This window comes from Frankia sp. KB5 (genome assembly GCF_002099325.1).
GTDB classification, from domain to species: domain Bacteria; phylum Actinomycetota; class Actinomycetes; order Frankiales; family Frankiaceae; genus Frankia; species Frankia casuarinae.
Genome location: NZ_MRUJ01000076.1, coordinates 1 through 25,333, shown reverse-complemented (window position 1 = coordinate 25,333; position 25,333 = coordinate 1). Strand labels below are relative to the sequence as shown.

29 protein-coding genes and 1 pseudogene are annotated in these 25,333 nt (G+C 71.4%); 6 read left to right on the top strand and 24 right to left on the bottom strand.

The genetic code is table 11. From position 1 onward, the window contains the following. Window positions 1–16 precede the first annotated feature (16 nt). The 12 genes from KBI5_RS08730 to mobF form a co-directional block, all read right to left on the bottom strand. Complete coding sequence (locus tag KBI5_RS08730; RefSeq protein WP_085014946.1) at window positions 17–472, bottom strand: hypothetical protein; 456 nt, start codon at window positions 470–472, stop codon at window positions 17–19. Beyond that, window positions 472–894 (bottom strand): hypothetical protein, encoded by a 423-nt coding sequence (locus tag KBI5_RS26245; RefSeq protein ID WP_085014945.1) that lies wholly within the window; start codon window positions 892–894, stop codon window positions 472–474. The genes KBI5_RS08730 and KBI5_RS26245 overlap by 1 nt, the downstream gene beginning before the upstream one ends. After that, the gene (locus tag KBI5_RS08720) at window positions 894–1,331 is read right to left on the bottom strand and encodes a hypothetical protein (protein WP_241882756.1); all 438 of its coding nucleotides are present in this window, start codon (window positions 1,329–1,331) and stop codon (window positions 894–896) included. The genes KBI5_RS26245 and KBI5_RS08720 overlap by 1 nt, the downstream gene beginning before the upstream one ends. Beyond that, entirely contained in the window at window positions 1,316–1,576 is a 261-nt protein-coding gene (locus tag KBI5_RS08715) for a hypothetical protein (protein WP_085014943.1), read from the bottom strand. The genes KBI5_RS08720 and KBI5_RS08715 overlap by 16 nt, the downstream gene beginning before the upstream one ends. 16 nt (window positions 1,577–1,592) lie before the next feature. Further along, on the bottom strand, window positions 1,593–2,474 hold the full coding sequence (locus KBI5_RS08710) for a type II secretion system F family protein (RefSeq protein ID WP_085014942.1): 882 nt from the start codon (window positions 2,472–2,474) through the stop codon (window positions 1,593–1,595). Further along, window positions 2,471–3,325 carry a hypothetical protein gene (locus KBI5_RS08705; protein WP_085014941.1) on the bottom strand — a complete coding sequence of 285 codons (855 nt, stop codon included), beginning with the start codon at window positions 3,323–3,325 and terminating at the stop codon, window positions 2,471–2,473. Before KBI5_RS08705 ends, KBI5_RS08710 begins: the two co-directional genes overlap by 4 nt. Then, window positions 3,322–4,659, bottom strand: a complete 1,338-nt coding sequence (locus KBI5_RS08700; protein ID WP_085014940.1) for an ATPase, T2SS/T4P/T4SS family — start codon at window positions 4,657–4,659, stop codon at window positions 3,322–3,324. Before KBI5_RS08700 ends, KBI5_RS08705 begins: the two co-directional genes overlap by 4 nt. Beyond that, the gene (locus KBI5_RS08695) at window positions 4,656–5,393 is read right to left on the bottom strand and encodes a hypothetical protein (protein ID WP_085014939.1); all 738 of its coding nucleotides are present in this window, start codon (window positions 5,391–5,393) and stop codon (window positions 4,656–4,658) included. Before KBI5_RS08695 ends, KBI5_RS08700 begins: the two co-directional genes overlap by 4 nt. Beyond that, a complete protein-coding gene (locus tag KBI5_RS08690) occupies window positions 5,390–6,073 on the bottom strand; it encodes an SAF domain-containing protein (protein ID WP_085014958.1) in 684 nt (227 codons plus the stop codon). The genes KBI5_RS08695 and KBI5_RS08690 overlap by 4 nt, the downstream gene beginning before the upstream one ends. Window positions 6,074–6,109: 36 nt before the next feature. Further along, window positions 6,110–6,661: a hypothetical protein gene (locus tag KBI5_RS08685; RefSeq protein ID WP_133056981.1), complete on the bottom strand. Its 552-nt coding sequence runs from the start codon at window positions 6,659–6,661 to the stop codon at window positions 6,110–6,112. A gap of 275 nt (window positions 6,662–6,936) precedes the next feature. Next, entirely contained in the window at window positions 6,937–7,635 is a 699-nt protein-coding gene (locus tag KBI5_RS08680) for a hypothetical protein (protein WP_085014937.1), read from the bottom strand. A 345-nt stretch (window positions 7,636–7,980) separates the two neighbouring features. Next, complete coding sequence (gene mobF, locus KBI5_RS08675; protein WP_241882755.1) at window positions 7,981–12,066, bottom strand: MobF family relaxase; 4,086 nt, start codon at window positions 12,064–12,066, stop codon at window positions 7,981–7,983. A 364-nt stretch (window positions 12,067–12,430) separates the two neighbouring features. Between mobF and KBI5_RS08670 the strand changes: the two genes are divergently transcribed. Next, window positions 12,431–13,126, top strand: a complete 696-nt coding sequence (locus KBI5_RS08670; RefSeq protein WP_085014935.1) for a hypothetical protein — start codon at window positions 12,431–12,433, stop codon at window positions 13,124–13,126. A 47-nt stretch (window positions 13,127–13,173) separates the two neighbouring features. On the opposite strand, the gene KBI5_RS08665 is transcribed toward KBI5_RS08670, so the two are convergent. After that, complete coding sequence (locus KBI5_RS08665; protein WP_085014934.1) at window positions 13,174–13,572, bottom strand: hypothetical protein; 399 nt, start codon at window positions 13,570–13,572, stop codon at window positions 13,174–13,176. Window positions 13,573–13,838: 266 nt separating this feature from the next. On the opposite strand from KBI5_RS08665, the gene KBI5_RS08660 reads away from it, so the two are divergent. From KBI5_RS08660 to KBI5_RS08640, 5 genes are all read left to right on the top strand, one after another. After that, entirely contained in the window at window positions 13,839–14,252 is a 414-nt protein-coding gene (locus tag KBI5_RS08660) for a hypothetical protein (protein ID WP_133056980.1), read from the top strand. Between the two features lie 53 nt (window positions 14,253–14,305). Further along, a complete protein-coding gene (locus KBI5_RS08655; protein WP_085014932.1) occupies window positions 14,306–15,943 on the top strand; it encodes a hypothetical protein in 1,638 nt (545 codons plus the stop codon). Continuing rightward, entirely contained in the window at window positions 15,940–17,496 is a 1,557-nt protein-coding gene (locus KBI5_RS08650) for an SCO6880 family protein (RefSeq protein ID WP_085014931.1), read from the top strand. The genes KBI5_RS08655 and KBI5_RS08650 overlap by 4 nt, the downstream gene beginning before the upstream one ends. A 44-nt stretch (window positions 17,497–17,540) precedes the next feature. Beyond that, the gene (locus KBI5_RS08645) at window positions 17,541–18,863 is read left to right on the top strand and encodes an ATP-binding protein (protein WP_085014930.1); all 1,323 of its coding nucleotides are present in this window, start codon (window positions 17,541–17,543) and stop codon (window positions 18,861–18,863) included. A 77-nt stretch (window positions 18,864–18,940) separates the two neighbouring features. After that, window positions 18,941–20,503 carry a hypothetical protein gene (locus KBI5_RS08640; RefSeq protein ID WP_085014929.1) on the top strand — a complete coding sequence of 521 codons (1,563 nt, stop codon included), beginning with the start codon at window positions 18,941–18,943 and terminating at the stop codon, window positions 20,501–20,503. 190 nt (window positions 20,504–20,693) lie between these two features. On the opposite strand, the gene KBI5_RS08635 is transcribed toward KBI5_RS08640, so the two are convergent. The 11 genes and pseudogenes from KBI5_RS08635 to KBI5_RS26220 form a co-directional block, all read right to left on the bottom strand. After that, window positions 20,694–21,017: a hypothetical protein gene (locus tag KBI5_RS08635; RefSeq protein WP_241882760.1), complete on the bottom strand. Its 324-nt coding sequence runs from the start codon at window positions 21,015–21,017 to the stop codon at window positions 20,694–20,696. Then, complete coding sequence (locus tag KBI5_RS08630; RefSeq protein ID WP_085014928.1) at window positions 21,010–21,297, bottom strand: hypothetical protein; 288 nt, start codon at window positions 21,295–21,297, stop codon at window positions 21,010–21,012. The genes KBI5_RS08635 and KBI5_RS08630 overlap by 8 nt, the downstream gene beginning before the upstream one ends. 94 nt (window positions 21,298–21,391) lie before the next feature. After that, on the bottom strand, window positions 21,392–21,859 hold the full coding sequence (locus KBI5_RS08625; protein WP_133056979.1) for a hypothetical protein: 468 nt from the start codon (window positions 21,857–21,859) through the stop codon (window positions 21,392–21,394). Between the two features lie 43 nt (window positions 21,860–21,902). Next, window positions 21,903–22,865, bottom strand: coding sequence for an ROK family protein (locus KBI5_RS08620; protein ID WP_198537596.1), 963 nt, complete (start codon window positions 22,863–22,865; stop codon window positions 21,903–21,905). Then, window positions 22,859–23,047 carry a hypothetical protein gene (locus KBI5_RS26235; protein ID WP_157902467.1) on the bottom strand — a complete coding sequence of 63 codons (189 nt, stop codon included), beginning with the start codon at window positions 23,045–23,047 and terminating at the stop codon, window positions 22,859–22,861. Before KBI5_RS26235 ends, KBI5_RS08620 begins: the two co-directional genes overlap by 7 nt. Beyond that, window positions 23,044–23,265 carry a hypothetical protein gene (locus tag KBI5_RS25155; RefSeq protein WP_133056977.1) on the bottom strand — a complete coding sequence of 74 codons (222 nt, stop codon included), beginning with the start codon at window positions 23,263–23,265 and terminating at the stop codon, window positions 23,044–23,046. The genes KBI5_RS26235 and KBI5_RS25155 overlap by 4 nt, the downstream gene beginning before the upstream one ends. A gap of 71 nt (window positions 23,266–23,336) precedes the next feature. Next, entirely contained in the window at window positions 23,337–23,513 is a 177-nt protein-coding gene (locus tag KBI5_RS26230) for a hypothetical protein (RefSeq protein ID WP_157902465.1), read from the bottom strand. Next, complete coding sequence (locus tag KBI5_RS08615; RefSeq protein WP_085014925.1) at window positions 23,510–23,764, bottom strand: hypothetical protein; 255 nt, start codon at window positions 23,762–23,764, stop codon at window positions 23,510–23,512. Before KBI5_RS08615 ends, KBI5_RS26230 begins: the two co-directional genes overlap by 4 nt. Then, complete coding sequence (locus KBI5_RS27310) at window positions 23,757–23,915, bottom strand: hypothetical protein (protein WP_206745249.1); 159 nt, start codon at window positions 23,913–23,915, stop codon at window positions 23,757–23,759. The genes KBI5_RS08615 and KBI5_RS27310 overlap by 8 nt, the downstream gene beginning before the upstream one ends. Before the next feature lie 180 nt (window positions 23,916–24,095). Then, a pseudogene (locus tag KBI5_RS08610) lies at window positions 24,096–24,914 on the bottom strand (SAM-dependent methyltransferase). A gap of 112 nt (window positions 24,915–25,026) precedes the next feature. Beyond that, on the bottom strand, window positions 25,027–25,333 hold a 307-nt coding region (locus KBI5_RS26220), incomplete at its 5' end, for a hypothetical protein (RefSeq protein WP_157902466.1).

Below are 25,333 nucleotides of genomic sequence, written 5' to 3'. Positions count from 1 at the left end.
GCTGGAGGGTGGCTGGTCAGGGGCCGGGGGTGGCGATGGCGGAACGGGTCTGGGTGACCGTTGCTCCGGAGCCGGCGTTCAGGACCGGGATGCGGAACGGCACCGGCTGGTGGACGGTGACGGTGACCGTGGCGCCGTCGATGGTGATCTCGGCGTCGCGGATGCCGTGGGCGGTGAGGTAGGAGCGGGTGGTGGTGCGGGCGGTGTCGGGGTCGAGGCGGAWGGTGCCGGCGGCCAGCGCGGTGGTGTCGAGTTGCTGGGCGCCGACGCGGGCGGCCTTGCCGGCGAGGTCGAAGGCCTGGCCGTTGGCGTGCAGGACGCGGACCTGGTCGGAGAGCAGCGCGCCGAAGAGGACCGCGGCGCCGAAGAGAGCGCCGAGCATGAACAGGGTGATCGATCCGGCGTCGTCACCGCCGCCGTCGCGCCACAGGTAGAGACGGGCGCGCAGCCGGTCGCGGAGGCGGCTGGCCATCACAGGCCGCCGCGGTAGCGGTCGATGACCTCGTCGGCGGTGGCATGCACGACGCGGCGGTGACCGAGCAGGCTGCCGGTGTGGCAGGTGACGGCGACGCTGACCGTGCCCGCGGCGCGGAACGACGTCGTGGTCGTGGTGACGGAGACGTCGGCACACGGGCCCTGGCCGGGGGTGATGCGAGCGCGGACCGTCTGGTCGGCGGCGGCTTCGGCGTCCGCGGCCGAGGGGGCGAGAGAGGCGGCGCGGGCGGCTTCGCGGGCGGCGGCGGTAACGGCGGCGCTGCTCTGGCTGGTCTGGTAGGCGACGGCGAGGAGCAGCAGGGCGAGGAGGACCAGCGCGGCGGCGACGGCGAACTCGACCGCGTAGGAACCGTCATCGTCCCCGACGGTGCGGCGCGGATGAGGACGGGAACCAGCCATCAGCGGCCTCGGGTGCGCTGCTGGGGGATGAAGCGGATGCGGGGGCCGGTGGCGGTGGTGCTCACCGCGCCGCCGAGCCGGCTGTGCGCGGTGACGGTGACGGTCACCTGATCGTCGCGCCCACCGACGCGAACGTCGGTGCCGGAGACGAGGAGCACCCCGGCGGTGATCCGCTTCGCGGCGGCGTCGACGGCCGTCGGGGTGCTGCCGGGGGACTGTGCGACTTCGAGGGCGCGTTGGCTGGCGGCCTGCGCGGCCTCGGCGGTGACCCAGCGGACTCCGATCGCGAGGACAAGCAGCATCATCGCGAACACGCCGATCATGATGATGGCGAGTTCGGTGGCCTCACCCTTGTCCCGCTCGCCGTCATGGGCTGGCCCGCGGCGGGCCGGCTGGCGGCGGAGTGCGGTGAGCGGGCGGGTCACTGCTGCTGGCACTGGGTGGGGTCGGTCGAGGTGCAGACGTTCTGCGCGATCTGGGTGGCTTTCTGTCGCAGGTAGAAGATCACGACGGCGGCGATGAGGGCGAGGCCGGCGGCGATGAGCGCGGTCGACAGCCCGGTGTCGCCGCGATCACGCTCGTCGTCGCTGGCGCGGCGGTGCAGGCGCTGGACGCGGTCGGTGAGCAGGGCGGTGAGGGTGAGGTGGAGCAGGAGGAGGCGGGCTGCCAGGGAACGCAGCATGAGACGGGCCCTTTCGTTACGAACCGACACTGCTGTTGATCATCGTGAGGAGGGGGTAGGCGAGGAACGCGACGAAGGCGAGCGCGACGACGGCGGCGGGCAGGTCCATCTGCGCGTCGGCGGCGGCTTCCTGGGCGCGCTGCTGGGCGGTGTCGCGGCGGCGGATCGCCGCCGCGCGGGACTCGAACGCGAGGACCGGGGAGGCGCCGGCGCGGGCGGCGCTGAGCGTGCGGGCGAGGTCGGTGAACTCGCGCAGCGGGTAGGTGTCAGCGAGGGCGGCGATGCCGCGGTCGGGGGGTTCGCCGCGCAGGCGGGCATCGGCGAGCGCGGCGCGCAGACGGTCGAAGGTCCAGCTGCGGCCGCGGTCGGCGGCGGCGGTGAGCGCGGTGGGCAGGGGCAGGCCGCCGACGAGCAGGACGCGGACGAGATCGACGTAGGCGGCGACGGCCAACGCGGCGTCGCGCCGGCGGGCGGCGGCGAGCCGGCGCACCGGCCGGTCAGCGAGCAGGATCCCGCCGAGCCCCCCGACGAAGACGAGCACCAGGGCCAGCGGGGGCGGTGTCGGGGCTAGCAGACGACCGAGGGCGGCGCAGCCGAGGCCGCCGGCGGCGCCGCCGAGCAGGTGTAGTAGCCGGCTGGCCATGTGTGCCTCGTCGGTGCGGTCGGCGAGCGTGACATCGCTGCTGCGGAGCAGTCGGCCCAGGCCGTGGGTGCGTGCCAGCGCGCACAGCCGTCCGGGCAGGCGGTGCAGCGCAGTCGGCTGGCGGGCCGGCGAGGCGAACAGGGCGGTGAGATCGGCGCCGAGGTCCGGGCGCCGGGGCAGCAGCACCCTTCCGGCGAGGAAGGCGCCGTAGCCGGTGAGCGCGCCGCCGGCGGCGACAGTGAGCATGCTGGTCATGGCCGGTCCGGGTCGGGGGCGAAGACGTCGGGGGGTAGGTCGGGCTGGCCCATGCGGATGAGGGTGTGGACCGCGCCGGCGACGGCAGCGCCGAGGGCGGCGAGGACCAGCTGGCCGGTGACCGTGCGGTAGGCGGCGAAGAACGCCGGCCAGACCGCCAGCACCCCGGTGACCGCAACGGCGAACAGGGCGAGCAGCAGGGTCATCGAGCGGCGGTGGCGGGCGCGCAGGGCGTGCTGGTCGCGTAGCCGGGCGACGTCGTCGCGGGTGGTGTCGACCTGGGTGGCCATCAGGCGGATCAGGTCGCCGGTGCCGCGCCGGTAGGCGATGTCGAGGACGGCCACGACCGGGCCGATCGCGGGATGAGCGACCTCGCGGCGCAGCTGCCGCAGCGCGTCGGGCACGGCCTTCGTGTCCAGGTTGACGGACAGATGGGCCAGGGGTTCGGCGAGTTCGGCGGGCGGCTGGTCGCAGCTGGCGGCCAGTGCGGCCCGTAGATGCCGGCCGGAGCCGAGCCCGTCGCGGACCATCTCCGTCCAGGTGGCGATCGCCTCCCCGAGACGGGTGACGGTGGGCACGGACGGTCCGCGTTGCTGCACGAGGCTGACCGAGCCGACGGCCGCGATGACGAGGCCGAGGCCCGGCGTGCGAGTGATGGCACCCGCGGCGACGGCGAGGCCGAGCAGCGCGGCGGCCGGGCGCGGCRCCAGACCCAGACGCGGCGCGCCGCCACGGCGGGAGCCGGTGAAAGGAAGGGGGATCCCTCCGGAGAGGGCGACGGCGAACAGCCAGACGCCGAGTCCGACGGCGGCACCGGCGAGCGCCACCATGGTGAGGGTGAGCGTGGTCATCGGTGGGTGCCCAATAGGAAGCTGCGGTCGCGGTCAAGGATGGACGGGTCGAGACCGGCGCCGGTCATGCGGGCGGTGAGCTCATCGGAGGCGGCGAGGTCGGTGCGGGTCGCCCGGCCGGCGGCGGGGTTCCACCGCCACAGTTCGGCAACACTGACGCCGCGTTCGCCGCGGCCGGCGATCTCGAGGACCGAGCTGATGACGCGGCGTCCGCGGACCCGGCTGACCTGGACGATCAGGTCTACGGACGCGGCGATCGTGTCGAGGATGACCGAGTCGGCGACCCGGTGCTCGCCGAACGCCGCGTAGGTGCGGATGCGGGGGATGACGTCCACGGCGGACGGGGCGTGAATGGTGGTGGCGACACCGCGGGCGACGCCCTGGCCGAGGGCGAGCAGCAGCGGCATGACGCCGCCGTCGGGTTTGAGCTCGCCGAGCGCGACCCGGTCCGGGGTGAGTCGGCGTAGGTCGGAGGACAGAAACCGTTCCATCGTGTAGGCGCCTTCGCCCTCCACGTTCGGCTCGCGGGCCTCGAACGCCACCAGGTTGGGGAAGCGGTCAGGGTCGAGGAACAGTTCCATCTCGTCCTCGACGGTCACGATCCGGTCGAGGACGACTGTCGAGGGATGGGCGTTGAGGCAGGCCCGCAGCAGAGTGGTCTTGCCGGCCGTGGTCGCCCCTGAGATCACCAGACCGAACGGGTCGTTCATCCAGGCGGTGGCGGCCAGCAGCTGGGTGAGGTCGGTGTCGAACATGCCGACCGACTCCAGGCCGGGCAGGGTGTCCAGGCCAGGAGAGAAGATCCGGCAGGAGATGTGGACCCTGCCCGTGACCTGGGCGATGGCGTGCAGCCGTATCCCGCCGGGTAGCCGGCAGCGCACGCTCGGCATAGCGTCGTCGAACCGGCGGCCCTGGGCGGCGACCTGGGCGGCGACCCAGGCGAACGCCTCCTCCTCGTCGAGGAAGGGACTGGCGAGCTGGTGGCGGCGTCCGGTGACCCGGTCGGTGCAGATCGCGGTGGCCGCGCCGTTGACCTCGATGTCGCTCCACTGGTCGCCGGACTGCAGCAGATGGGCCATCGGCCCGAGGGGGGAGTGGGCGAGGCGTAGCCGGCGGCTGACCTCCTGTTCGGTGGCCTGGTCGAGCGGGGGTTGCCCGGTGCGGGTGCGGCGGAACTGCTCGTCACGCAGGCTGGTCTGCACGATCTCGTCGACACGGGCGAGACGCTCCTCGCCCGCGGGGATACCGGTGAGGCTGGACGCGAGCACCGGCCGCAGGTGGTCGACGATGGCCGTGATGGTCGCGTCGTCGAGGGGAGGGGGCGTCCAGCTCATCGGACGGCCTCGGCGGGCAGGCCGTCGGCGCCGATCGTGTCGCAGGCGTCAAGGATCTGATCGGCGGCGAGGAGCAGCGGGGCACGGCGACGAAACCGGCCTCCCTCGACCAGAGACTGGGCGCTGCGCGGATCGTCGGGAACGGCGAGCACGGGCACACCGGCGACGCCGACGCGTTCGTCGACGAGCCGGCGGACATCACCGAGCGCGTAGTGGCCGCAGTCGCGGACGACGAGCACGATCCGCCGGGCGAACGCGAACAGGTCCGGCAGGCGCACGAGCGCGCAGGCCAGCGCCTCCCGGCTGGCCTCGGTGACCAGGATCAGACCGTCACAGGAACTCAGCAGCGCCGCGGAGGCCTGCCGCACCCGGCCGACGTCGAGCAGCAGCGGCGTGGTCTGCTCGCGGCGAAGCCGCGGCAGGGCGTTGGTCAGGCCCCGCAGCGCACCCGCGACCGTCTCCTCGGTGGTGGCAGCGGCGATGACCGATACTCCGCCGGCACAGCGCTGGGCGTGGTCGAGAACGTCGAGCGGTCCGTGGGCCGCAGCGACGACCAGGCTGGCAAGCCCAGGGGCCCCCTCCGCCAGAGACAGCGCGCAGCGGGCCGCGAGGACACCGCCATCGGTACCCGCCTCGACCACCACGCCGCCACCGACCGCGGCGAGAGCGAGGGTCATCGTCGTCGCACCGGGCGCTCCCGGCCCCGGGGTGCCCACGGCCCAGCAGGTCGTCATCGGCGAACCCCCAGCAGCCGCAGGCCTTGGCCGCCCGAGCCGGCTGACGCCGCGATCCGCGCCGCCTGGTCGGCCGGCGCATCCAGATCCACCACCAGGTCACCGCCAGACGTCTGGCCGGACAGCGGCCGGACCTCGGCGACCTGCACCGGGCCGCCGAGCAGGTTCGCGGCGCCGTCGCCCGCGCCGGTGCCGGCGGTCTGTCCCTGGGCGGTGGGCAGGACGACCTGTACCCAGTCGCCGGCCCGCAGAGTCCGCGACGGCAGGGCGTCGGCGGACAGACGCAGTCCGACCCGGGCCGCCCCGGCCGGCGGAACGGCGGAGCCGACCATCTCCGGCGAGATCAGCGTCCCCGCGGCGAGGGAGACAAGCGCCTGCCGCCCGACGATCGCCGCCCGCGCTGTCGCCGGGGAAGCCAGACGGGCGGAGCTTCCCTCGACGGAGACCCGGGCCACCGCGAGGGCGGAGGCGTCCACAATGTCCCCGCGTGCCACGGGCCGGGTCAGGATGACCGCGTCGACGTGATCGTCGTGCCAGCGGGCGGCCCACACCGCGACGCCGGCGCCGAGCACCATGAGCAGAATGGCGACCGCGAGACTTCCCCGGGACGCGCGGCGCGGTGAGAAACGCTCCCCGGGAATGATGCTGGATGGGCTGGTTCCGCCCACCGTCGTTGCCATCGCGTCACCCACTCTGCTCGCGGTCGAGGGTCTGGACTACTGCGCTTGTTCCACGGCCTGGATCTCGCCGACGGTCACCGCATAGGCGGAGGCGGTGGTGACGTCGGGAAGGGTGCCGCCATCGCCGGTGGAAGCGGTCCAATCGACGGCCCATGTCATCTGTAGGCGCGCCGGCCAGGATGTTCCGTTCGGTGCGACCGAGGAGGCATTCTGATAGGAATACCTGCAGCCTTCGGCCGGCTGGGCGGTTCTGCCGATGATCGCGTCGCAGGTGACCGAGGGCGATCCGTCTCCCGGATCGAACCGCAGAACCCGCGGCGTCGCGGTGACCGTCGCGGTGACACCGCCGACCGACGCGGTGGCCGTCACGGGCGCCCAGGACCGGACGGTGAAGGTCAGCGGCGCGTGGACGATGACCCRCCGGCCCGTCCGCAGATCCGGCGTGAAGACCCCGTCAGGGACGGGGATCCGCTGCCGGGCGTCATCCATCGCCAGGGCGGCGACCTGCTGTGCGGTCGGCGTCGCCCGTATCCAGTAGTAGGTGATGTCCGTCGGCCCGCAGACCCGCGCGTACAGGGTGGCCTTCACACCGTCGGCATCGACCCGTTCGCTTGGTTGGTCAAGGCGCTGCAGATACGAATACAATGCCCCAGGCTGCCAGGAGCACGGATCCGGTGCCCCGCCGCCACTGCGTGGTTTCACGGCGGGCACTCGTACCTGAGCGAGTGATTCGATCTGCGACAACGTGGGATCAACCTTTCCCGCGGCACTCCGCTCGGTGCCATTGCCAATGGCCGCCTGCGCCGGAACGCACACCGCCGCGGACAGGAACCCCGTGATCGTTCCGACGAGGACTGCCCGCGCTATCGAGGCGCRCATCGGTCTTCCCCGTGCCACGTGGTGATGGTCGTAGCATCCTGGATCTTCCATGTTCCTGAGATCGATACCCAGGTCCACCGCGTCCGCGCGCTTTGCTTGTCGTCGTTGACGATGATCTGGCTGCCATCAGGGGCACGGTTGACGGCGTCGACGACCGTGCCGTCGTCGTACGTGCAGGTAGTCGTCTCGGCTTTGCCGTGCGCGGCCGGCGCGACAAGCCTGATCTGTTCGATATCCTGATGGCTGCGTGGACCCGGACGCCCGGCCCAGCCGTTCGCGGTGAACGCCTGAAGGAAATGCGCCATTCCGGCGCGCTCCGGCGAGTCATCTGTGTACATCGCCAGAAGCGTCTGGCTCTTGACGCTGTTCTTGGGGTCCGCGACCGCGGCGAGGTAGGCCTGCTCGTAGGCCGCCGTTGCGGCGCGGACTTCCTTGGCGGCGTCGGCGGTCGGGCTCGGTGACGGCGAGGCGCTTGGTGTGGTGGTGGTGAGAGGCCGGGGAGACGCGTTGTCGGAGCAGCCGGCCGCGAGGACGACGGTGATGGTGAGCGAGAGGCCGGCGGCGAGGCGGCGAGCATCGAGATGCTTGGATCCGACGGCAGCCCGTCCCGACCGACGAGGCGTGCTGGCTCGGGCGAGCTCGCCTCCGGGTGACGGGTGGCGCGATGATCGCGACTTGGGCACGATGGCCTCTCATCCATGCGTATGTGGCCGATAGCCTCTGTTTACCCCCGTGTACCTCCAACCTCGCCCGGATGTGAGTGGGTGTCAAGGGGAGCACGGACGGTCTTTGGCCGCAATTTGCCGTATGTGAACAGCGCGTTACGGAGTCGTCTGGCAGCTCAAAGTGTTGATCTGCTGGGTGGCATATGCGCAGCGTGCCTTCCCTTTCTGATCGTCTGACGCCAGGCAGGATGGCGGTGGGGTGGTCATGTCATGAAGCGCGGCGCGCATGATCAACGGAACTCCCTGGTTGGAGGAACCGCCGCGTGCCCGGCCGAAGAGGCCTGACGTCGGCAGTCGCCGGCGTCAGAACCGCAGGTCGAGCGTGTCGGCCGCCGTGATCAGTTGCGCGTAGAGGTCGCGGGGGCCGGGGTGTTGGGGTGGTTCGCCGAGGGCCCGGTGTGAGGGGCGGTCCGCGTCGGGTGCTGCGGGCTGGCCGTAGGGAAGGCCGAGGATGCGGTGGCGGTAGTCCTCGATGCGGCGGGCGCGGGTGTACCAGCTGTGGGCCTGGCCGGCGGTGGGCGGAACGGGGCCGAGGAGATCGGTGAGGTAGCGGGCGGGGTTCTGCCGCACGTGGATCATTGCGGTGTCGGTCTGGTGGGTGAGCGCGCTGTCGAGGCGGCGCGCGCGATCGTGCTGTTCTAAGCGTGCGGGTTGATCGCTGGTGAGGGTGGCGAGTTCGCTGGCGAGGTTGGCGGGTGGCTGGGTGGCGAGGTGGGCGATCTCGGCAGTGTCGAGGCGGGTGGCGGCGGTCTGCCACAGCTCGGGCAGGGCGCGTGGTGGGGGGAGCTGGTAGAGGGTCGGGTCGAGGGCGAGTTCGTGGCAGAGCGCGGTGACGCGATGGTCGAGGACGGCGGCCGCGTCCCGTACGGAGCTGCGGGGCTCGGCGGTGAGGCGGGCGAGGAGCTGCGGGGCGTCCCAGCCGGTGTCCAGCAGCGCGTGGATGCCGGCGAGTGCGCGTTCGCGGGGCACGGTGCGGGTGCCGATCGTGAAGCGGTCGCGGGCTGTCGGCTGGAGTCTGGCGATCCACGCCAGGGCGAGCTGCTGGGCCTCGCGGCGGAGCGCGGTCCAGGGGTCGGGGGGAGCGTCGTCGGGTTCCGGTGGCGGGCCGGGGTCGTCGACGGGCGCGTCGGGTACGTGCGCGCGGTAGAGAGCGAGGGCGGTGACGGCCTGGTCCCACTGGTCGCGGTGGGGTCCGTGCGCGGGCCGCGGGCCGATCCGGGCGATGAGCGCCGGTGCGGGTGTGGCGAGGGCGTGGGCGGTGAGCGCGGTTTCGGCGGCGAGTTCGGCGCGGCGGACGATTCCTGGTGGGGGAGAGCCGGGCGTGCGGGTGCGGCGCAGGCGGGCCAGTGCGGGCAGGCTGTGGGTGGTGGCGAGGTGATGTGCGGTGCGGGCGTGTGGGTCGATGTCRCCGGCGAGTCGTTCGTCGCGGGAGGCGCGCAGGCGGGCGGCGAGGCGGGTGGTGGCGTCGGCGTCGACGAGGACGGGCAGCCAGTCCTCGTCGTCGAGGCCGGTTTCGAGGTCGTGGCGGCGGATCAGGTAGGCGCGTAGGTCGTGCTGGGCGCGGGAGAGCATGACGTAGAGGCCGGCGCGGGAGGTGTCGTCGGCGATCAGGGGGCGCGCGGTGCGCATGGTGGAGCCTTGGGCCTTGTGGGCGGTGAGGGCATAGGCGTGGGCGAGTCCGCCGTCGCGGCCGTCGGGGAAGGCGTGGGTGAGGTAGTCCCAGCCGACGCGAACGGTTCCGCGCCCGGGGAAGTGCACCTGCAGATGCTGGCTGTCGGGCCGCGTCGGGTCGGCGTGGAGGGCGGTGACGTGGCCGGTCGTGCCGGTGCGGATGTAGTCCCGTCGGTTGCCGCCGTCGGGGATGAGGGTGTGGCCGGTCTGGGTGAGGGTGATGACCTCGTCGCCGACCTGGAAGTCGCGTCCGGCGGCGGTGAGTACCGCTCCGCGCAGGGTGCCGTCGGCCTGGAGCAGGGCGCGGGCAGTGACGGTGAGGGCGTCGACGTCGCGTTGGTGCTCGGCCATCATCGGCGCCGCGTCGCCGGCGGCGCGTTCGGTGTACCAGTCGGAGGCGGCGGCGGTGAGCAGGGCTTCGCGGTCGTCGAACAGGCGGATGTGGCCGTCGTCGGCGAGGCGGGTGAGGGCGGTCATGGTGCGGGCGGGGACGGCGGAGCGTAGGCCGTCGAGGGCGGCGCGGACGGTGCGCATCGCGGGGCCCTGCTGGCGGCGCACGGTGGTGAGCGCCGGGGTGGGCTGGTGGTTGACGAGGTGGGTGAACCAGCCGCCGGCGCCGACGGAGCCGAGCTGGGCGGGGTCACCGACGAGGATCAGGACGGTGCCGGTGCGGGTCGCGTGGCGGGCGAGCCGTTCGGCGTCGCGGGTGCTTACCTGCGTGGCCTCGTCGACGATGAGGACGGTGTGGCCCGCCGGCCAGTGGGTGGTCGGGTCGTCGGCGTTGTCGAGCAGGGTGAGCCAGCCGGTGACGACGCGGCTGGTCTGGTCGAGGGCCGCGCCGAGCTGCTCGGCTTGGCGTCCGCCGTGGGCGGCGCCGAGCACGGTGTAGCCGTGGGCGGTGAGGATGCGGGTGAGGACCCGCATGACGGTGGTCTTGCCGGAGCCGGCGGGGCCGATCACCGGCCGCATCAGGTCCGTACTGGAGAGGAGGTCACGCAGAAGCGTTTCCTGCTCGCCGCTGAGACGGATGCCGCCGCTACCTTCCGCTGGCTGGGCGGCGGCGAGTGCGGCCGGGACCGCGTCGGGGGGCAGCAGAGGGCGGGGTGGTCCGCCGTGGGCGACCTGGCCTTGGCGGTGCAGGGCGAGGAGGCGGTCCTCGACGTGGAGTAGCTCCTCGGCGGTGTAGTACTGCTCGGTGCGGCGTCGGCGCTGGTCGAGCTCCTCGACCAGGATGATCCGCGGGTCTGTCATGGCCCGGTCGACGACGCGGCTGATCGCGGCGCTGTCGAGCCGGTCCACCGCCCAGGACGCGACGGCCTGGTAGACGTCGCGGCGGGTGAACACCGCGCTGTTCGCGGTGAGCCCGGTGGGGCCGACCATCGTTTCGACGAGGGCGTCGATCTCGTCGTCGGTGGGCGCCGCCGGGGGGTGCGGGCGGGACGGCAGGAGCGCGCGTACCTGCGCCGGTGTCCATCCGGCGTCGGTGAGGATGCGCTGCTGGTGGGTGCGGATCTCGGCGTCGGCGCGGACCTTCTTGGACGCGCGGGAGCGGCGCTGCGCGGCGGCCTCGGTGCGTGAGTCGGGGAACAGGCCGGCGGCGACGAGTTCCGCGAACTCCTCGTGGACCTGGCCGTGGCGGGTGGAGAACGCGGCCAGTAGCGACGGCGGGAGGACGTCGAGGTCGGCGAGTCCGTTGCGAACGGGGCCCCAGGCGACGCCGCGGCGCCGGGTCAGCTCGTGGCGCATCGCGGCGGCCCCGACGAAACCGGCGGTGCGCACATGCTGCAGGAACAGTTCGCCGTCGAGGGCCCGCCACTGCACGACTGCCGTGCCGTCACGGTCGCGTACCGGCTGGCCGTCCTCGTCGACCAGCGGGACCGCGACGGCGTTCGCGACGATGGTGTGGACGTGAAGATGCGCCTCGTCGGCCCGACTGACGTCGTGCTGGTAGGAGGCGGCGGACAGGCCCAGGCCGGCCCGGTTCCGACCGTCGATCATGCCTCGGACCGCGTAGCGCTCGAGGTAGTCGACGACGGCGTCGACGCCGACGTTGACCGAGGCGACGATGTCGGCGCGCAGCTCGTCGTCGCCGAACGTGTGCGCGACGCTGATGYCCTTCGGGACGCTGCAGACGACGTCGTAGCCGATGACGACGGCCGGGGGTTGGCGGTGGCGGAGGAACCGGAGCAGTTCCTGCCGGCTGACCGTCCACCRTCCGGTGTCCGGGTCGCGCGTCGCGGCGAGCGCCGCGGGGGTGCGCCGGTCACCTGACGCCGGCGGCGGTGCCGGGGTGCTAGCGGAGGCGCGGGCGAGACGACGAAGGTAGGACACGTCGACTCCGGCGATGCGTGCCGCCTGCGGGAGGGTGAAGCTGTCGCGTCCGGGCGGCAGGTGCTGTCGCCTGCGGGTGAGGCGTCCCGCGGAGCCCGATGCGGACAGCAGCAGGCGGCCGGTGTGTGCGTGCGCACCGGTGAGCAGCCGCGCCAGCTGCTCGGCCGTCACCGGATCGCCCGCCGCGCCCAGGCCGACGAGCGCGGCACCCTGTCCGCGCGCGCGTCCCGGCGCCGACGTGCCCTCGGCGTAGTAGGCAGCGGTGGCCGACGCTGGCTTCTTCGTGGGATCGCGTCCCTCGACGTACTCGACGACCCGACGGGCCGCCGCAGCGACGGTGGATCGGCCCCGGGCGGACAGGCCCAGCACCTTGACCGTGGCGATCAATGCCCACCACCGCCCCATTCCGCCGCTCGCGCCTGGACGTTCTCTGCCAGCTGGTGAAGCGCCTGACGGGGACGTGCCGGAAACCGAGCCAGCCAGGTGCGCGGGTGGGACCGGACCTGTCGCGAGGGACATTTCCGGGGCCACGCGAGTGATCGGACTTCCGCGAACGTCGGCCGCTGCGCTTCACCGAGCGATGGCAACCGTCGGTGGAAGGAGCGCGATGGCGATGTCCGAGAGTCAGCAGACGTCGGTCCCGGCAGCGGGGCCCGGCACGGTCGCCCCACGAACGGCAGGTGGCGGTGCGGGGGCTGATCTGTGGCCGGTCAGGATCGCGGTGCCAGGCGGCGAGTGGAGGTTCACGTCGGTGCGGCGCGTGGGTCAGCGACGCGATGTGGTCGCCGAACTGGTTGCCGCGCAGTCCGGTCGGGCGGTCGCGCAGGACCTCGCCGTGGGCAGGATCATCGAGGAGCGAGTCGGCTTCCCGTTGCCGGAGYAGGTGCACGACGTGCTACGCCGTATCCCCGGCGAGCCGTACTTCTCGATCAAGGGTGAGCACGTCAGCATGGCGAAGATCCGGGAGAGGGCGGAGCTGCGACCCCACGCGGCAAGCGAGGTCTTCCTACACAGCCGGGAACCGCTGGCCTACGGGGATCTGTTCGGTGACGAGCTGGCGCTCTGGCGCGATCGGGACGTACAGGTCGAAATCATCGGGTCCAGGTCGACGACGTTGCGGCCTGGAGGAGGATCCCGGCTGACCTACCGCATCCTGCAGGAGGGAGCCGTCATCTTCGCCGGCGACGACGTCACGATCCCGGCTGGCGTGAGTCCCGCCTCGATCGACGCGTTGCGGACCGTCATCGCTGGTCCAGCGGGAGAGTGGGACTCGGTATCGTTCACACAGCAGCAGAGAGACTTCGTGGCGACCCGAGGAAGCGGGTTGAGCGACGCGCTCGCGCGTCTCGTTCCTGAGGGGGCCGTCCCGCAGGATCTGTCCGTGTTGGCAGCGCCCGAGGTGGAAGCGCCACCGCCACCCTTCGAGGATTTCGCTATTGATCTGTAGCGTCGGCTGGCCGGAGCTCGACTGCGGCGCGGCCCATGCGGCGCGCCTCAGTGGAAATCGTGCCAGGACCGATGGTTGTAGACGTCGACGTGGCGGGGGTAGGCCCAGCGGTCGGCCGGCGTGAGCCGGTAGATGGCTGCCAGGTCGGGGGCCACCAGCTGCGCGGCGCCCTGGAAGAGAGGCGAGTCGGGGCCGAGGAATGGGTAGCCGAAGAAATCGTTCGCCGTGCGTACGCGCAGAGTCGTGCCTCCCTGCTCGTCCGCGGCGGTGGTGACGTCGAGAACGACCACCCACGGGGATGCGGCCAGGAACGCCTCCCGAATCCTCCTGACATGCATGGTGACGAGATCGACGATGTCCTGCTCGTGGGCGCGCAGAGCGGCCCCTTCAGGCGTATGACACCTGCGGTTGAAATAGTCGACTTCTCCGCCTTCGGGATAGTCCATTTCCCCTCCTCCCGCGTGGTGTGAAGACCAGTGTACGCGGCGGATTTCGCTGTTCCGCTGCGCTGTTTCTGACGCGGAGCGTGCGTGATGCGGGCCGTTCGTCGACGGAATGGAATCGCCTGTGGACGCGGAGGTCATTACGTCCGCGGCGTTGAGACTCATGGCTCCGCGGAGGTGGCGATCGGGCTGATCCGGGGATCGCATGTTCCGCAGAGAGGCGGCCGTGCACTTCATGGGCTGTGATGTCGCATCGATGGGAGGCCCAGGTGAGTGTGCTCAGACGCTGGCGAGGTGGTGCGGTGCTGCGCCGCGCCGCTGTGACCTGCACGGTCTGTCTGCTGTCCATCGCCGCGGTGGCACTGCCCGCCGTCGCGGCCACGGAGCCCGACCCGAACGGGACGGACGACGTCGAGGTCCACCCCGGCTGGAACGGCATGCCCGGCGTTCATGTCATTCAACGTGTCCTCGACGCGACTGCCCAGCTGGGGCTGGTCAGTTCCGTGGGTGCGGTGCTGGTCGGGGGCGGCATGCTGGGGGTCGGGCGGGTCACCGGTTCGATGGGGTCGGGTAGCCGTGCCGGCGGCTACATCCTGGGTGGCGGCGGGGGTGCCTTCGTCATTTCCGTTGGCGCAAAGCTGGTCTCCTGGCTGATCGCGCCGGCTACGGTCCACTCGGCATGACACGCGGTCGCCACCGCGCCACCCGCCGAAGGTCCGCAGCCGCGGGGTCGCCAGTGCCGGCATCGCAGGCGCAGGAGCTCAGCCCGGCCGAGACGCGGCGATCATGGCGACGTCGGCTTGCCGGCATCGCGGCGCTGGTGGTCCTTGTCGTGTGCGGCTTCCTTGTCGTGTGGACGCAGCTGCGGGGGTCGCCGGCGCGACCGGTGGCGCCGGAGTCGGTGCCGCCCTGCGGGCAGTCCGGACTGATCCACGCGCCCGGCTGGGAGATGGGACTTCCCGCACACCAGCCGGCCGCCGGGCGTGCGCCAAGTCTCTACTCCGCGGGCGGAGCATGGACCGGAGCGAGCACTGCTGGGCAGGCGGGCGCCGTCGTCCCGGCGTCGTTCACGGCGCAGCCGGCGCTCAGCCTGCCCTCGCCGGGAGGCTGGCTGCGGGACAAGGTGAGCGGCGGCATCACCGGCCTCACCACGGAGGCGGTCCAGACCGTCGTGAACTGGCTGAGTACCAGCCTGTACGACTCCGCCCGGTCGATGCTGACCAATCTGGTACACGCGTCGACCAACCCGGACGTCACCGCGGAGGAGTTCATCGGTCCGCATGGGGCGTATCACGACGTCGCGTCGTTCGCCTGCCTCGGTCTGATCGGCTGTATCAGCCTCGGCGTGATCCAGGCGATGCTCTCCGGTGAGCCCACCCAGGCGCTGCTGCGTCTTCCGCGTGACGTGGTTGTCGCCGCTCTCGCGATCGTGGGCTTTCCGTGGGCTGTCGGCGAAGGACTGAAGGTGTCCAATGTTCTCGCCGAGTGGATGCTGCCCCCCGGCACCTTCACGCCGGACAAGCTTGCCGACGCGATCCTGCCGTATACGGCGTTGCCGGGGGCGAACGTCGCCGTCCTGCTCCTGGAGCAGCTGGTCCTGTTCGCGATCATTGTGATGTCGCTCGAACTGGTGGTGCAGACGGCTCTGACGTACGTGGCGGTCGCCGTCGCCCCGCTGTCGTTCATGACGATGACGACAGCGTCTGGCCGCGCGGCAGCGCGCAAGGCGGTGGAGCTGACTATCGCCATCGTTCTGATCAAGCCGGGCATCTTCCTCGCGCTGCGGGTAGGTATCGATCTGGCCGGGCCGGACCGGCATCCGAGCCCGGCCAGCGGCACCGACTGGGCGGGCATTCTCCTGGGACTGGCGGTGGCGGGAGTTGCTGCGTTCATGCCGTGGATCATCTGGCGGATGATCCCGTCGATGGAGCAGGCGGTGGTCGCGCAGGGTCTCGGTCGTGCGCCCTTCCGGGCGGGCATGCAGGCGATGCAGACCGCCTACTTCGGCTCGGCGTTGGCGGGAACCCTGTCGCGGGCCGCCGGCCGTGGAGCGACACCGGGCGGCCGACCAGCGCCGCCTGGAGGCGGTGGGCTCGGCAGGCCCCGCCAGCTGGCCTCGGCGGCGCGGGATTCGGGCCCCGGCGGTACGCAACCGCTGGGAGGCCGCTCCGGCAGGGAGCCGTCCGAGGGCGGGCCACGGAACGTGCCCACACCCACACGTGCCAGTCGTCCTACGCCGCCGCGGCGGGCGCCCGGATCCGGAACTCGGACTCTGGCTGACCCGGCGCCACCGAGACCGGGCAACGGCGGGCCGTCGCCGCCGGAAGGCCCTGGCCGACGTCGTCCACCTCGTCCGCAGGGAGGTAGGTCATGAGCGGCGAGCCCTCGGCTCCCGTGTATCGGCTCGCGCGACGCCGTCAGAACAGCACGTTCTTCGGCCTGCAACTCGGCCCGCTGATCCTGCTGCTGAGCGGGCTGACGGCGCTGTTCGTCGTGCCGCTGCTGACGGGAGCGGTGACCGCCGGGGTGCTCATCGGCGTGGCCTGTGCCCTGATGGCGGTGCTGCCGTTGCCAGGTGGGCCAGCACATCAGATGATCCCCCTGGCCGTCCGTCATCTCCTTCGCCGGGCGAGCGGGCGCGACCGGTGGACGGCACCGCTACCGCTGGCACGGGCACGCCGCACCTCGGACGACAGCGGCGGCCGTGGTGCCGGCGCCTCCACGGCGCTGGTGCCGCCGGTGCTGGCTGGGCTGGACATCATCGCCGCGCCCCGCTCGGTGGCGACCGGCGCTGAGGGCTCGGTCGCGCCCATCGGTCTGGTCCAGGACCGGCGCAGGGGAACCATGAGCGTTCTGATCACCGCCCGGGGTACGGACATCGTCCTGCTCGACCCGTCCGATCAGCACCAGCGGCTGCAGGCCTGGGCGGCGGCACTCGCCAACCTCACCCGTGACAGCTCGCTGCTGCGTCTGGGCTGGTCGCTATGCTCGGCACCCGCCTCCCTCACCGCACACCGGCGGTGGCTCACCGAGYGAGATGCCCAGAAGGCCGCCGCCCCGGAACAGGTCCAGGCGGCTGCGGAGTATGAGGCCCTGCTGGCACAGGTCGGCCCCGCGCTGTCCGACCATGACCTGCGGCTCTGGCTCACCGTGGACGTGCGGAGAAGACCCCGCGTCGCCGCCGCGGCGACGTCGGCGGTCGACCTCGCCGAGGCGCTTCTCGACCAGTGCGCGACCGCGGGACTCCTCGTCGGTTCCCCGGACTCCCCGATCCAGATCGCCGAGGCACTGCGGATGCGCGCCGACCCGACCGCGGCTGGCCGCCTGACCGGACGGCCGCGGGGCCTCGCCGAGCACGCGGGCCTGGCCAGCTCGCTGGCCGGGGTGCACGCCGGCCCGCTGTCCCTGCTCACCCGGTGGGATGCCGTCCGCGTGGACGACATCTGGCATCGGATGTTCTGGGTCACGCAGTGGCCCTCCGGGACCGTGCAACCCGGATGGCTGGACCCGTTGCTGTTCGACCTGGACGGCCTGCACACCCTGACGGTCCTGTGCGAGCCGATCTCCTCGCGGGCGTCCCGGCGGCGCATCACCGCCGACGCGGTACAGGTCGAATCCGCCGTCGCCACCCGAGAGCGGTACGGCGTCCGCGTCCCGACGCATCTCGCCAACGCCCAGGCGGCCGTCGACCAGCGCGAGATCGAACTGCACTCCGGACACGCCGAGTTCGGCTACCTCGCCCTCGCCGACGTCGCCGCGCCGACGCTCGACGAACTCGACGAGGCGAGCCGACATCTGAGGGACCGCGCCGCCCAGACCGGCATCACCGACCTGCGCGCCCTGCACGGCCGTCATGACCGGGCCTGGGCCGCGAGCCTGCCCGGCGGACGGGCACCTCACCAGGGCCTGCGCGACGCCCTCCTGTGACCGCCGCTTCTCCCACATCCACCATCAGTGAGCACGGAGGACGAGTGACGACGCTGCCATCCGACGACCGACGGACGTCCGCCGGGCCGCTGACAAGACGATCGCTGACCCTTCCTCGTGACCTCGCGACCACGGCGCACCTGTGCGTTCTCTATCCCGGACGCATCGGTGCCCGGCTTGGCGTCACCGGCGCCCTGCTCGGGGCCAACCGGCTGGCCGGCGGCGGATTCTTCTTTGACCTGCACGAGGCCTACCGGCAGGGCCTCGTCCAGGGACCCAACATGATGATCTGCGGCGCCGGTGCCTACGGGAAGAGCGCGATCGCGAAGACCCTCGTCTACCGATCGAGCGTGCTCACCCCAACCCGGTTCACCGCGGTCTTGGACCCGAAAGGGGAGTGGACCCGCCTCGGTGAAGCCCTCGGTTGGGCCGTGCTCAGACTCCGCCACGGCGGAACGGTCCGCGTCAACCCGTTCGACCTGGGACCGGCCCGCGCCGAGGCGAACGCCGACGATCTGCTCGCTCACCGCGTCGGGGTCGCCGCGACCCTGGTGGCCATCGCGACGGCCCGCACCGACCTGCCAGCCGGCGAGCGGCGCATCCTCCACGAAGCCCTGCGCCTTCTCACCGCCACAACAACCCTGGATCCGACCCTGCCGGACCTGCGCCGCCTGCTGGCCGAGCCGCCCGCCAGACTCGCCGACGACCTCAACACCACCCGGCAGGAACTCGAGGAGCGCCGCCGGCCTCTCCTCGACGCGGTGGCCCTGCTCGCCGAGGACGACCTGCGCGGCATCTGCGACACCGCGACCAGCGTCGACCTCGACTGGGACCACGTCCCCGGGCTCGTCCTCGACCTGTCAGCGCTGCTGGCCCGGCGCCGCACCCTCCGGCTGGTGCTCACCGCCGCCGCCGGCTGGCTGCAGGGCGCGATGTACGGCAGCCGTGATCGGCACATGCTCACCATCGTCGACGAAGCCTGGATGGCCCTCGAAGACCTCGCGATCACCCGATTCCTGCAGGACCAGTGGCGACTCGGCCGCCAGTGGGGCGCCGCCAACATCCTCATCACCCACGCGCTCAGCGACCTGCGCAGCCAGGTCGACGACGGCTCCGCCGCGGCGAAGATCGCCGAAGGACTGCTCACCACCACGAGCGTGCGCGTCTTCCTCCACCAGAACCCGGAACAGATCCGCGGCCTGCTCGCCGACCTCGGCCTCACCAGCACCGAAACGACGCTCCTGCGCGCCCTGCGACCATTCCAGGCGCTGTGGAAGATCGGCAACCAGTCCGCGATCGTCGACCACGCCGTCGCCCCGTGGGAGTGGGACCTCTGCGACACCGACCACGCCATGACCGGAACCTGAACACGTCCCGACGAAGCCCGCACGCGCGGCTCTGCGGATCCAGGCGTGGCACCGCTCGCGGAAAGGGGCGAATCGCCATGGTGTCGACGGCACCGCCGCTGTCGCCGGCGGTCGTCATCCATGTCGGAGAGGCCGTCTGGGAGTTGACACGTCTCGACGCGGCGGACCCGCCGCTGATCGGCGCCGAGCTCCATCTGATTTCCCGGGAATCAGGACAACCCGTCACGATCCATCGCGCGTCGGCCTCCCGGTGGGCTCTCGAGGAGAGCCTCGGGTTCGCCATTCCCGCGCACGCATATCAGATCCTCCTTGCTGCCCCTGCCGGCAGCGCGGCGGTGGACTCTCCGGCGACGATGCGGGCGTCGTGGAGTCAGCTCCTGCAATGGAGGCCGACGAGGGGCAGCAGCGTCCTGCTCGCCGACGGCACGTTCACCAGCTACGGCAGACTCCTCTACGAAAACCCGCCCTCGCGAGTCTGGGAACACAGCGACTACCRCATCGACATCGTCGACCTCACCGTTCGCGACGACCACGCACAGCAGGTGTCCTTCCGGTTCTGGCACGACTCCTCGCTCGTCGTGGCCGGCGATATCACCGTGGCCGCAGCCCTCGGCGTGGACGACGACGATCTCATCCGGTGGGTAGCCGAACAGGCCGTCGCCCGCCGTACGGCCGAAAGTCTGACCGCGCGGCAGCGGGACCTCCTGGCGGCGCACGGACCGCGACTGTTACGGATTCTTGCCCCACCCCACGTGCCCTATCCGACGGGGACACGAATCGCCCTGCTGGACGATGACGGCCGGCCCTCGGCAATCACCGCCGTCGTCATGGAGACGATCGAGGATGGGTCAGGAGGGCTGTGGTACGGAATCCGCCCGGACATCAGCAGACTGCCCGGGCATCCCCTCCGCCACCACCCCACCTCCTTCGTCGCCCTCGCGGCGGACACGGTCATGCCCACGTTGCGATCGCCCAGCAGCGGCATAGAACCGATCCTGTGCTACGGAGCCCGGATACGAGCGATAGATCACCCCGGCCTGGAGAACGGAACGGTGCTGCGCGCCTTCCCCCATCACGGCAGGCCGATCTACGAGATACAGCCGGACAACCTCAGYCAGCCTCCCCTCAGATTGCACGCGCGGGACATCGAGCCCCTGGCCGGCACCATGTGGCAGACGATCGACGCGCTGGTGGCCGCTCGTCAGGACGCCGGACTTCCTCTGCGGGCCGGTGAGGTTCTCGTCAGCATGGACAACTACGCRTTCGCCGAGAAGGGACCGGCTGGCCCGCGGCTTCGCCGCGGATCAGGCCTGCCCCGCCGCGATCCCCTCTTCGGTGAGATCTGGGAACGACCACACCACGAAGAACTACCTGCCCCTGCGCCCGATCACACCCTCGTCCGTGATCCTTCACGCGGCATCCTCGCCGCCCCGACAGGGGCGTTCACGTCAGCCCTGCACCGCAGCTTAGAAGACCTCGGCAACATTGTTCGAGCGGTCCCCGGACTGGAAGTGACGGGCACCGAGCCGATCGCGACGCTGGCCGCTCTGGCAGCCATCCACAGCCCGCTCAGCGTCACCACGAATCAGCCTCCCTCGCCGGGTGGAGGCGAAACGCCACCGGAATTCGGATTGGAGTAGCTGCGGAGATGAAGAGGAACCAGCGCCTTGACGGCCGGTGGGAATCGTGGGAGGTCTCAGCGGCTCTTGTAGTGGCGCTCGCCATCATAGTGGCGGTGGTCGGCTTCGCCGCGGGGACATGGTTGGGCTGGATCTCGCGGCTCTTCTTCTGACGTTGTGTGCCGGGGAGTTGAGCTGGTTCGTGGCACGGTCATGATTCATGGCATTGGGCTGATGCGCCACCGTCGGACCGTCCCGACGACTCGTTTTTTTCGGTCCTTCCCATCGTGACGACCGACCCGTAGTCGGACAGGATTCGGCCGGAAGGAACCCGTGAGGGGAACCGGACGACTCGCCCGGAGTTTTTCTCGATCACCCTTCCCAGTGCACCGACAAATGTCTCCCCCAGGTATCCGGTCTCGTTGATGATCCATCCTTGCGGGAATTCGATGAGATTCCAGGGTTGCGTCGGATCGCTGCTGGGTCGTCCGAGGAGGGAGGTCGCGATTTCTCCTGCCGCCTCCTCGTCAATCATCGAGATCACCGATGTCCTCCGGGAATCCCCTGCGGAGAATGTTCTCGTAGTCGTGGCGGATTCGGGGGGGTGGGACGAAGGATGGGAAGCGCATGACGCGGTCGTTTTCTTTCTCGATGACCTGAAGCAACCCGCCGGCGTACAGCTCTGTTAGGTGTGYGGTCGTGTTGATGATCCAGCCCTGGGGGAATTCTTCGAGGTGCCACGGCTGCTCCGGGTCGTCGGCGGGGCGTCCGAGCAGTTTCTCGGCGATCTTCTTCGCTTGTTGTTCATCGATCACGTGTCATTCCCATGGCGGGTGAGGAGGATGGGGTGGGGGTGGCCTCGTGCCGCGGAGAAGGGCGCGGTGGTCCGGGGCGGGCGGGGCCGGCTTGTCATGGCCCGCTTGCGAGATAGGCAATCAGGCTGGGATCGGCGGAGGTGCTGCTGACCAGCCGGGCGGGAGGGTCCGTCCGGTTGCGCGGGACGGGCGGCAGGAGGTGCAGGTGGTCTTGCGTGTCCGTGAGGGTGGTCTGGGGGCTGATGGCCGCCGCGCAGGGGTCGCCGACGCCGAGAAGATTGACGATCTCCGTGCCGTCGACGGCGTCGATATGCACCCGTGTACCGGGGTAGCGGGTTTCGGTGCGCCGGCGCAGATCCTGCCCGTAGGCGCTGTACCGACCGTCTGGAATGTAGAGGGTGAGGGTCGGGCAGGCGCCCAGCCGTGTGGCTGATCGCCACGGTGATACCGGCGACCAGGGTGGAAGGAGCACGAGCAGCATGACGGCCGCCCCGACGGTGACTGCGATGATTACCGTGCGGCGGGCGTCATAGTCTCGGGACGCTTCCATCCCTGCGGGCACGGAACACCTCCTGGTTGGTGAGAGTGCTGTGCTGGTGCGGCGRCTAAGGGCTGGCCGCGAGGAGCGCGGCGCCGAGCAGTTCCGCGTCGGCGCCGTAGGCGGCGGTGTCGAGGCTTGCGTGGGCGGCGAGGCGGGGGACCRCGTGGTCCCGCATGGCCTGCTGCGCGGCGGCGAGGTAGCCGTCGCCGTCACCGGCGGCGGTTGCGGCTGCTCGGGCGAGTCCGCCGCCGACGGTGATCGAGTCAGGGTTGAGGATATTGACCAGGTTCGCGGCGGCGATTCCCAGCCAGTAGCCGGCGGCGGCGAACGCGCGCCGGGCCGTAGCGTCGCCGTGCTGGGCCAGGTGCGTGAGCTCGAGCAGGGTGGGGGTGCGCGGTGGTGAGGAGCTGTGCGGCGCGGACACCGCCCGCTGGGAGGATTGGTAGGCGCGGCGGATCGCTCTTGCTGAGGCGAGGGTTTCCACGCATCCGACGCGGGTGCAGGAGCATCGCACGGTGCTGGTGGGGTGGACCAGAATGTGTCCCAGCCCGGCCGGGCCCGCGCCCGAGGTGCCGACGAGCCGCCCGCCGGTCGCGATTGCACCCCCGATGCCCGACCCGAGGGTGATGTGGACGTGGGTGCCGGTCAGTCCGCGCCAGTGGTATTCCGCCCAGGTCGCGGCCAGGCCGTCGTTGGTGACGTGGATCCGTCCGCGCAGTGCGGGCAGAGACATGGCCAGGAGGGTGGGCCAGTGGATGCGGGTGTAGCGCTGGATCGCACCGGCGCGGAGCACCGTGCCGTCGGTGTCGACCGCGCCGGTCGTCGCGATCCCGATCCGCTTGATGCCGTCGGTGGCGCCGGGCTCGGTCAGCGCGGTGAGGAGCCGGTCTCGCACCGCGTCGACGGTGGGCGTGGGCGGTAGGCGCAGCGCCGTCAGCGGCGTGACGATCGTGACCGGCGGTCCTGTCTCCACGATCGCCCGTTTGACGGCGGAGGCACCGATGTCCAGCGCGTAGATCCTCACCACAAGGCACGCATCAGCAGGCTGACCAGGACGACGGAGGATGCGCCGCCGACGGCCACGTGCAGCGCGGCCTCCCGCCCCATGCCCACCCGGGCACACCAGCGCACCAGCGTGTAGTAGGCGCTCCACAGCAGGGCCGTCCCGAAGCACAGCAGCCCCGTGAGCGCCATCGTCTTCGTCGTCATCTCCCACCTTCCGTCCCGCCGCCAGCCGGGCCCGCACACTGCTGTGCCGCCCGCGCCAGGGCGGCGCGATACGCGCCGTCGATGTGGCCAGCCCGCGCGGTGCGCCCCCGAAACGCCGCGCACCGCGCCACGTCCAGGTCGATGTGCGCGGCGTCGAACGTCGTTCTGACCGCCTGCGCGAGGCGGCCGATCTGCGCGCGTTCCTCCGCACGGGCCACGTGCCTTTCGTGGTCTGAGACGGGGGTCGCTCCGTCCGCAGGGACGGCGGACGGAGCGGGCTCACCCCCCATCACCGGAGGATCACGAGGACGGTGAGGAGCAGAGCGAAGGCCACCGCCACGGCGACGAATCCCCATCCCTCCTGCACCCCTCGGCGCACCTCCGGATCCAGGTTCCGCAGGTCCTGCGCACGCCACTGCCGCCGCCACGGCAACGCGCAGGACAGCAGGTCACAGGCGCGGCTCATCGGCGGATCGGCGTGTCGCCGTGGGCCTGGGCGACGAGCCGCTTGTAGACGGCGAGCGACGTCGCCGCCGCGCCGAGCCGATCACCGTGCCCGTGGTAGCCGCTGCCCCCGATCGGGAGTAGGCCGAGTGTCGCGGCCAGCTCACGCAGCTCACGCCGGGCCTGGGTGTCGTGACCGGGATGCGGGACCACCAGCTCCTGCGGCAGCATCTGCCCGCCGGAAGCGGTCGTGTAGCTGTGCAGGTCAATCATCCGACGTGCCCTCCGCCGCGGCGCGCAGCCGCAGGTGAATCTCCTCGACCTGCGCGACCGTCCGCGTGGACCTCGATCCGCCGTCGGGTTTCAGGCCGGAGCCGCCCCGGCACGGGCGCCCACAACAGCGCTTGTCTGGTCGGATCGTCATGCTCCATCCGGACCGTGGGGTTGTCGTCGCGGCGGCACGCCTCCGCGACGACAACCCGGGCCCTGCGCACCGCGCGCACCACCGTCCGCGTCAATGCGAGCGGCAGCTCACCCCGGCTGTAGCCGATCCGACCGGCCCCACCCCCGCCAGCCGCCGTGCTCACGCCGCACGCTCCGGACCTCACGGTTTGATAGCGACCGCGCCGTACACGCTCACCTCGGCGTCGGCGAGCGTGACGTCGGTGTCGTGGTCGGGGCGCCAGCGATGCACCGGTTGGATGCCGGGCTCGACCAGATCGAGACCGTCGAAAAAGCGTGCGATCTCCTCCCGGCTACGCGCCCGCGCCGTAACTCCCCGCGCCCGGTAGACCTCGACCGCGTCGCCCACCGCCGGATCGAAATCGGCGGTGATGTGACTGATGATCAGACGGCTACCCGGGGGCAGCCGGTCCATGAGCCGGGGGACGACGCCGTACGGGTCGTCCTAGTCGTCGAGGAAGTGCAGGATCGCGATGAGGGACACCGCGACCGGCGCGGTGAGGTCCAGCGTGGCCGGTATCTCGGGGGCGGACAGGATCGCCTCGACGTCACGCAGGTCGCCGTGCACGTAGGCGGTGCGTCCCTCGGGCGTGCTGGTGAGCAGTGCGCGGGCGTGCGCCAGGACGAGCAGGTCGTTGTCCGTGTAGACGATGCGCGCGTTTGGTCTGATCTCCTGTGCGACCTCGTGCAGGTTCGGGCTGGTCGGGATACCGGTACCGATGTCGAGAAACTGCTCGACGCCGGCTTCGGCGGCGAGGAACCTGATCGCCCGGTGGAGGAAGGAGCGGTTCTGCCGGGCCGCGGTGCGCAGGTGCGGGAACTTGTCCAGAGCCTGTTCGGCGGCGTCCCGGTCCGCGGGGAAGTTGTCCTTGCCGCCCAGGAAGTAGTCGTACATCCGCGCCGTGTGCGCGACATTGGTGTTCAAGGGCGTCCGGTCGGTGACGGGTGGGCCGTCGGCCATGCCAGGTCCGTTTCCGTGTGGGTGGACGGCGGGGAGGGGACGCGTGTACCGCGCGCCGGTGACGCCCTGCAGATCCGCTGCGGGCGTCAGCGGCGCGGGGCGCGGCGCGGAGTTAGCTCAGCGCCGGCACCTGTGGGCGGCCCAGGGCCTGCGCGATCGCCGACCACGCCGCGTCGCTCTCGGCGGCGAGGATCTTCTCCGCCAACGCGACCTGTTCGTCGCCGAGCAGGTCGTGGCCCCGGCAGACCGCGTTGACGTACAGCTGCTCGGCCTGCTGGCCCAGCTCGCTGCGCCGGGTGACCTTCCCGAGCAGCGCGGTCTTCTCCGCGTCAGTCAGACGGCGACCCCGGTGCAGGCCCGTGTGGATCTCACCGGCGAGGGTGGTCATCTCGGTGTAGATGCCGAGGATCTGATCGGTG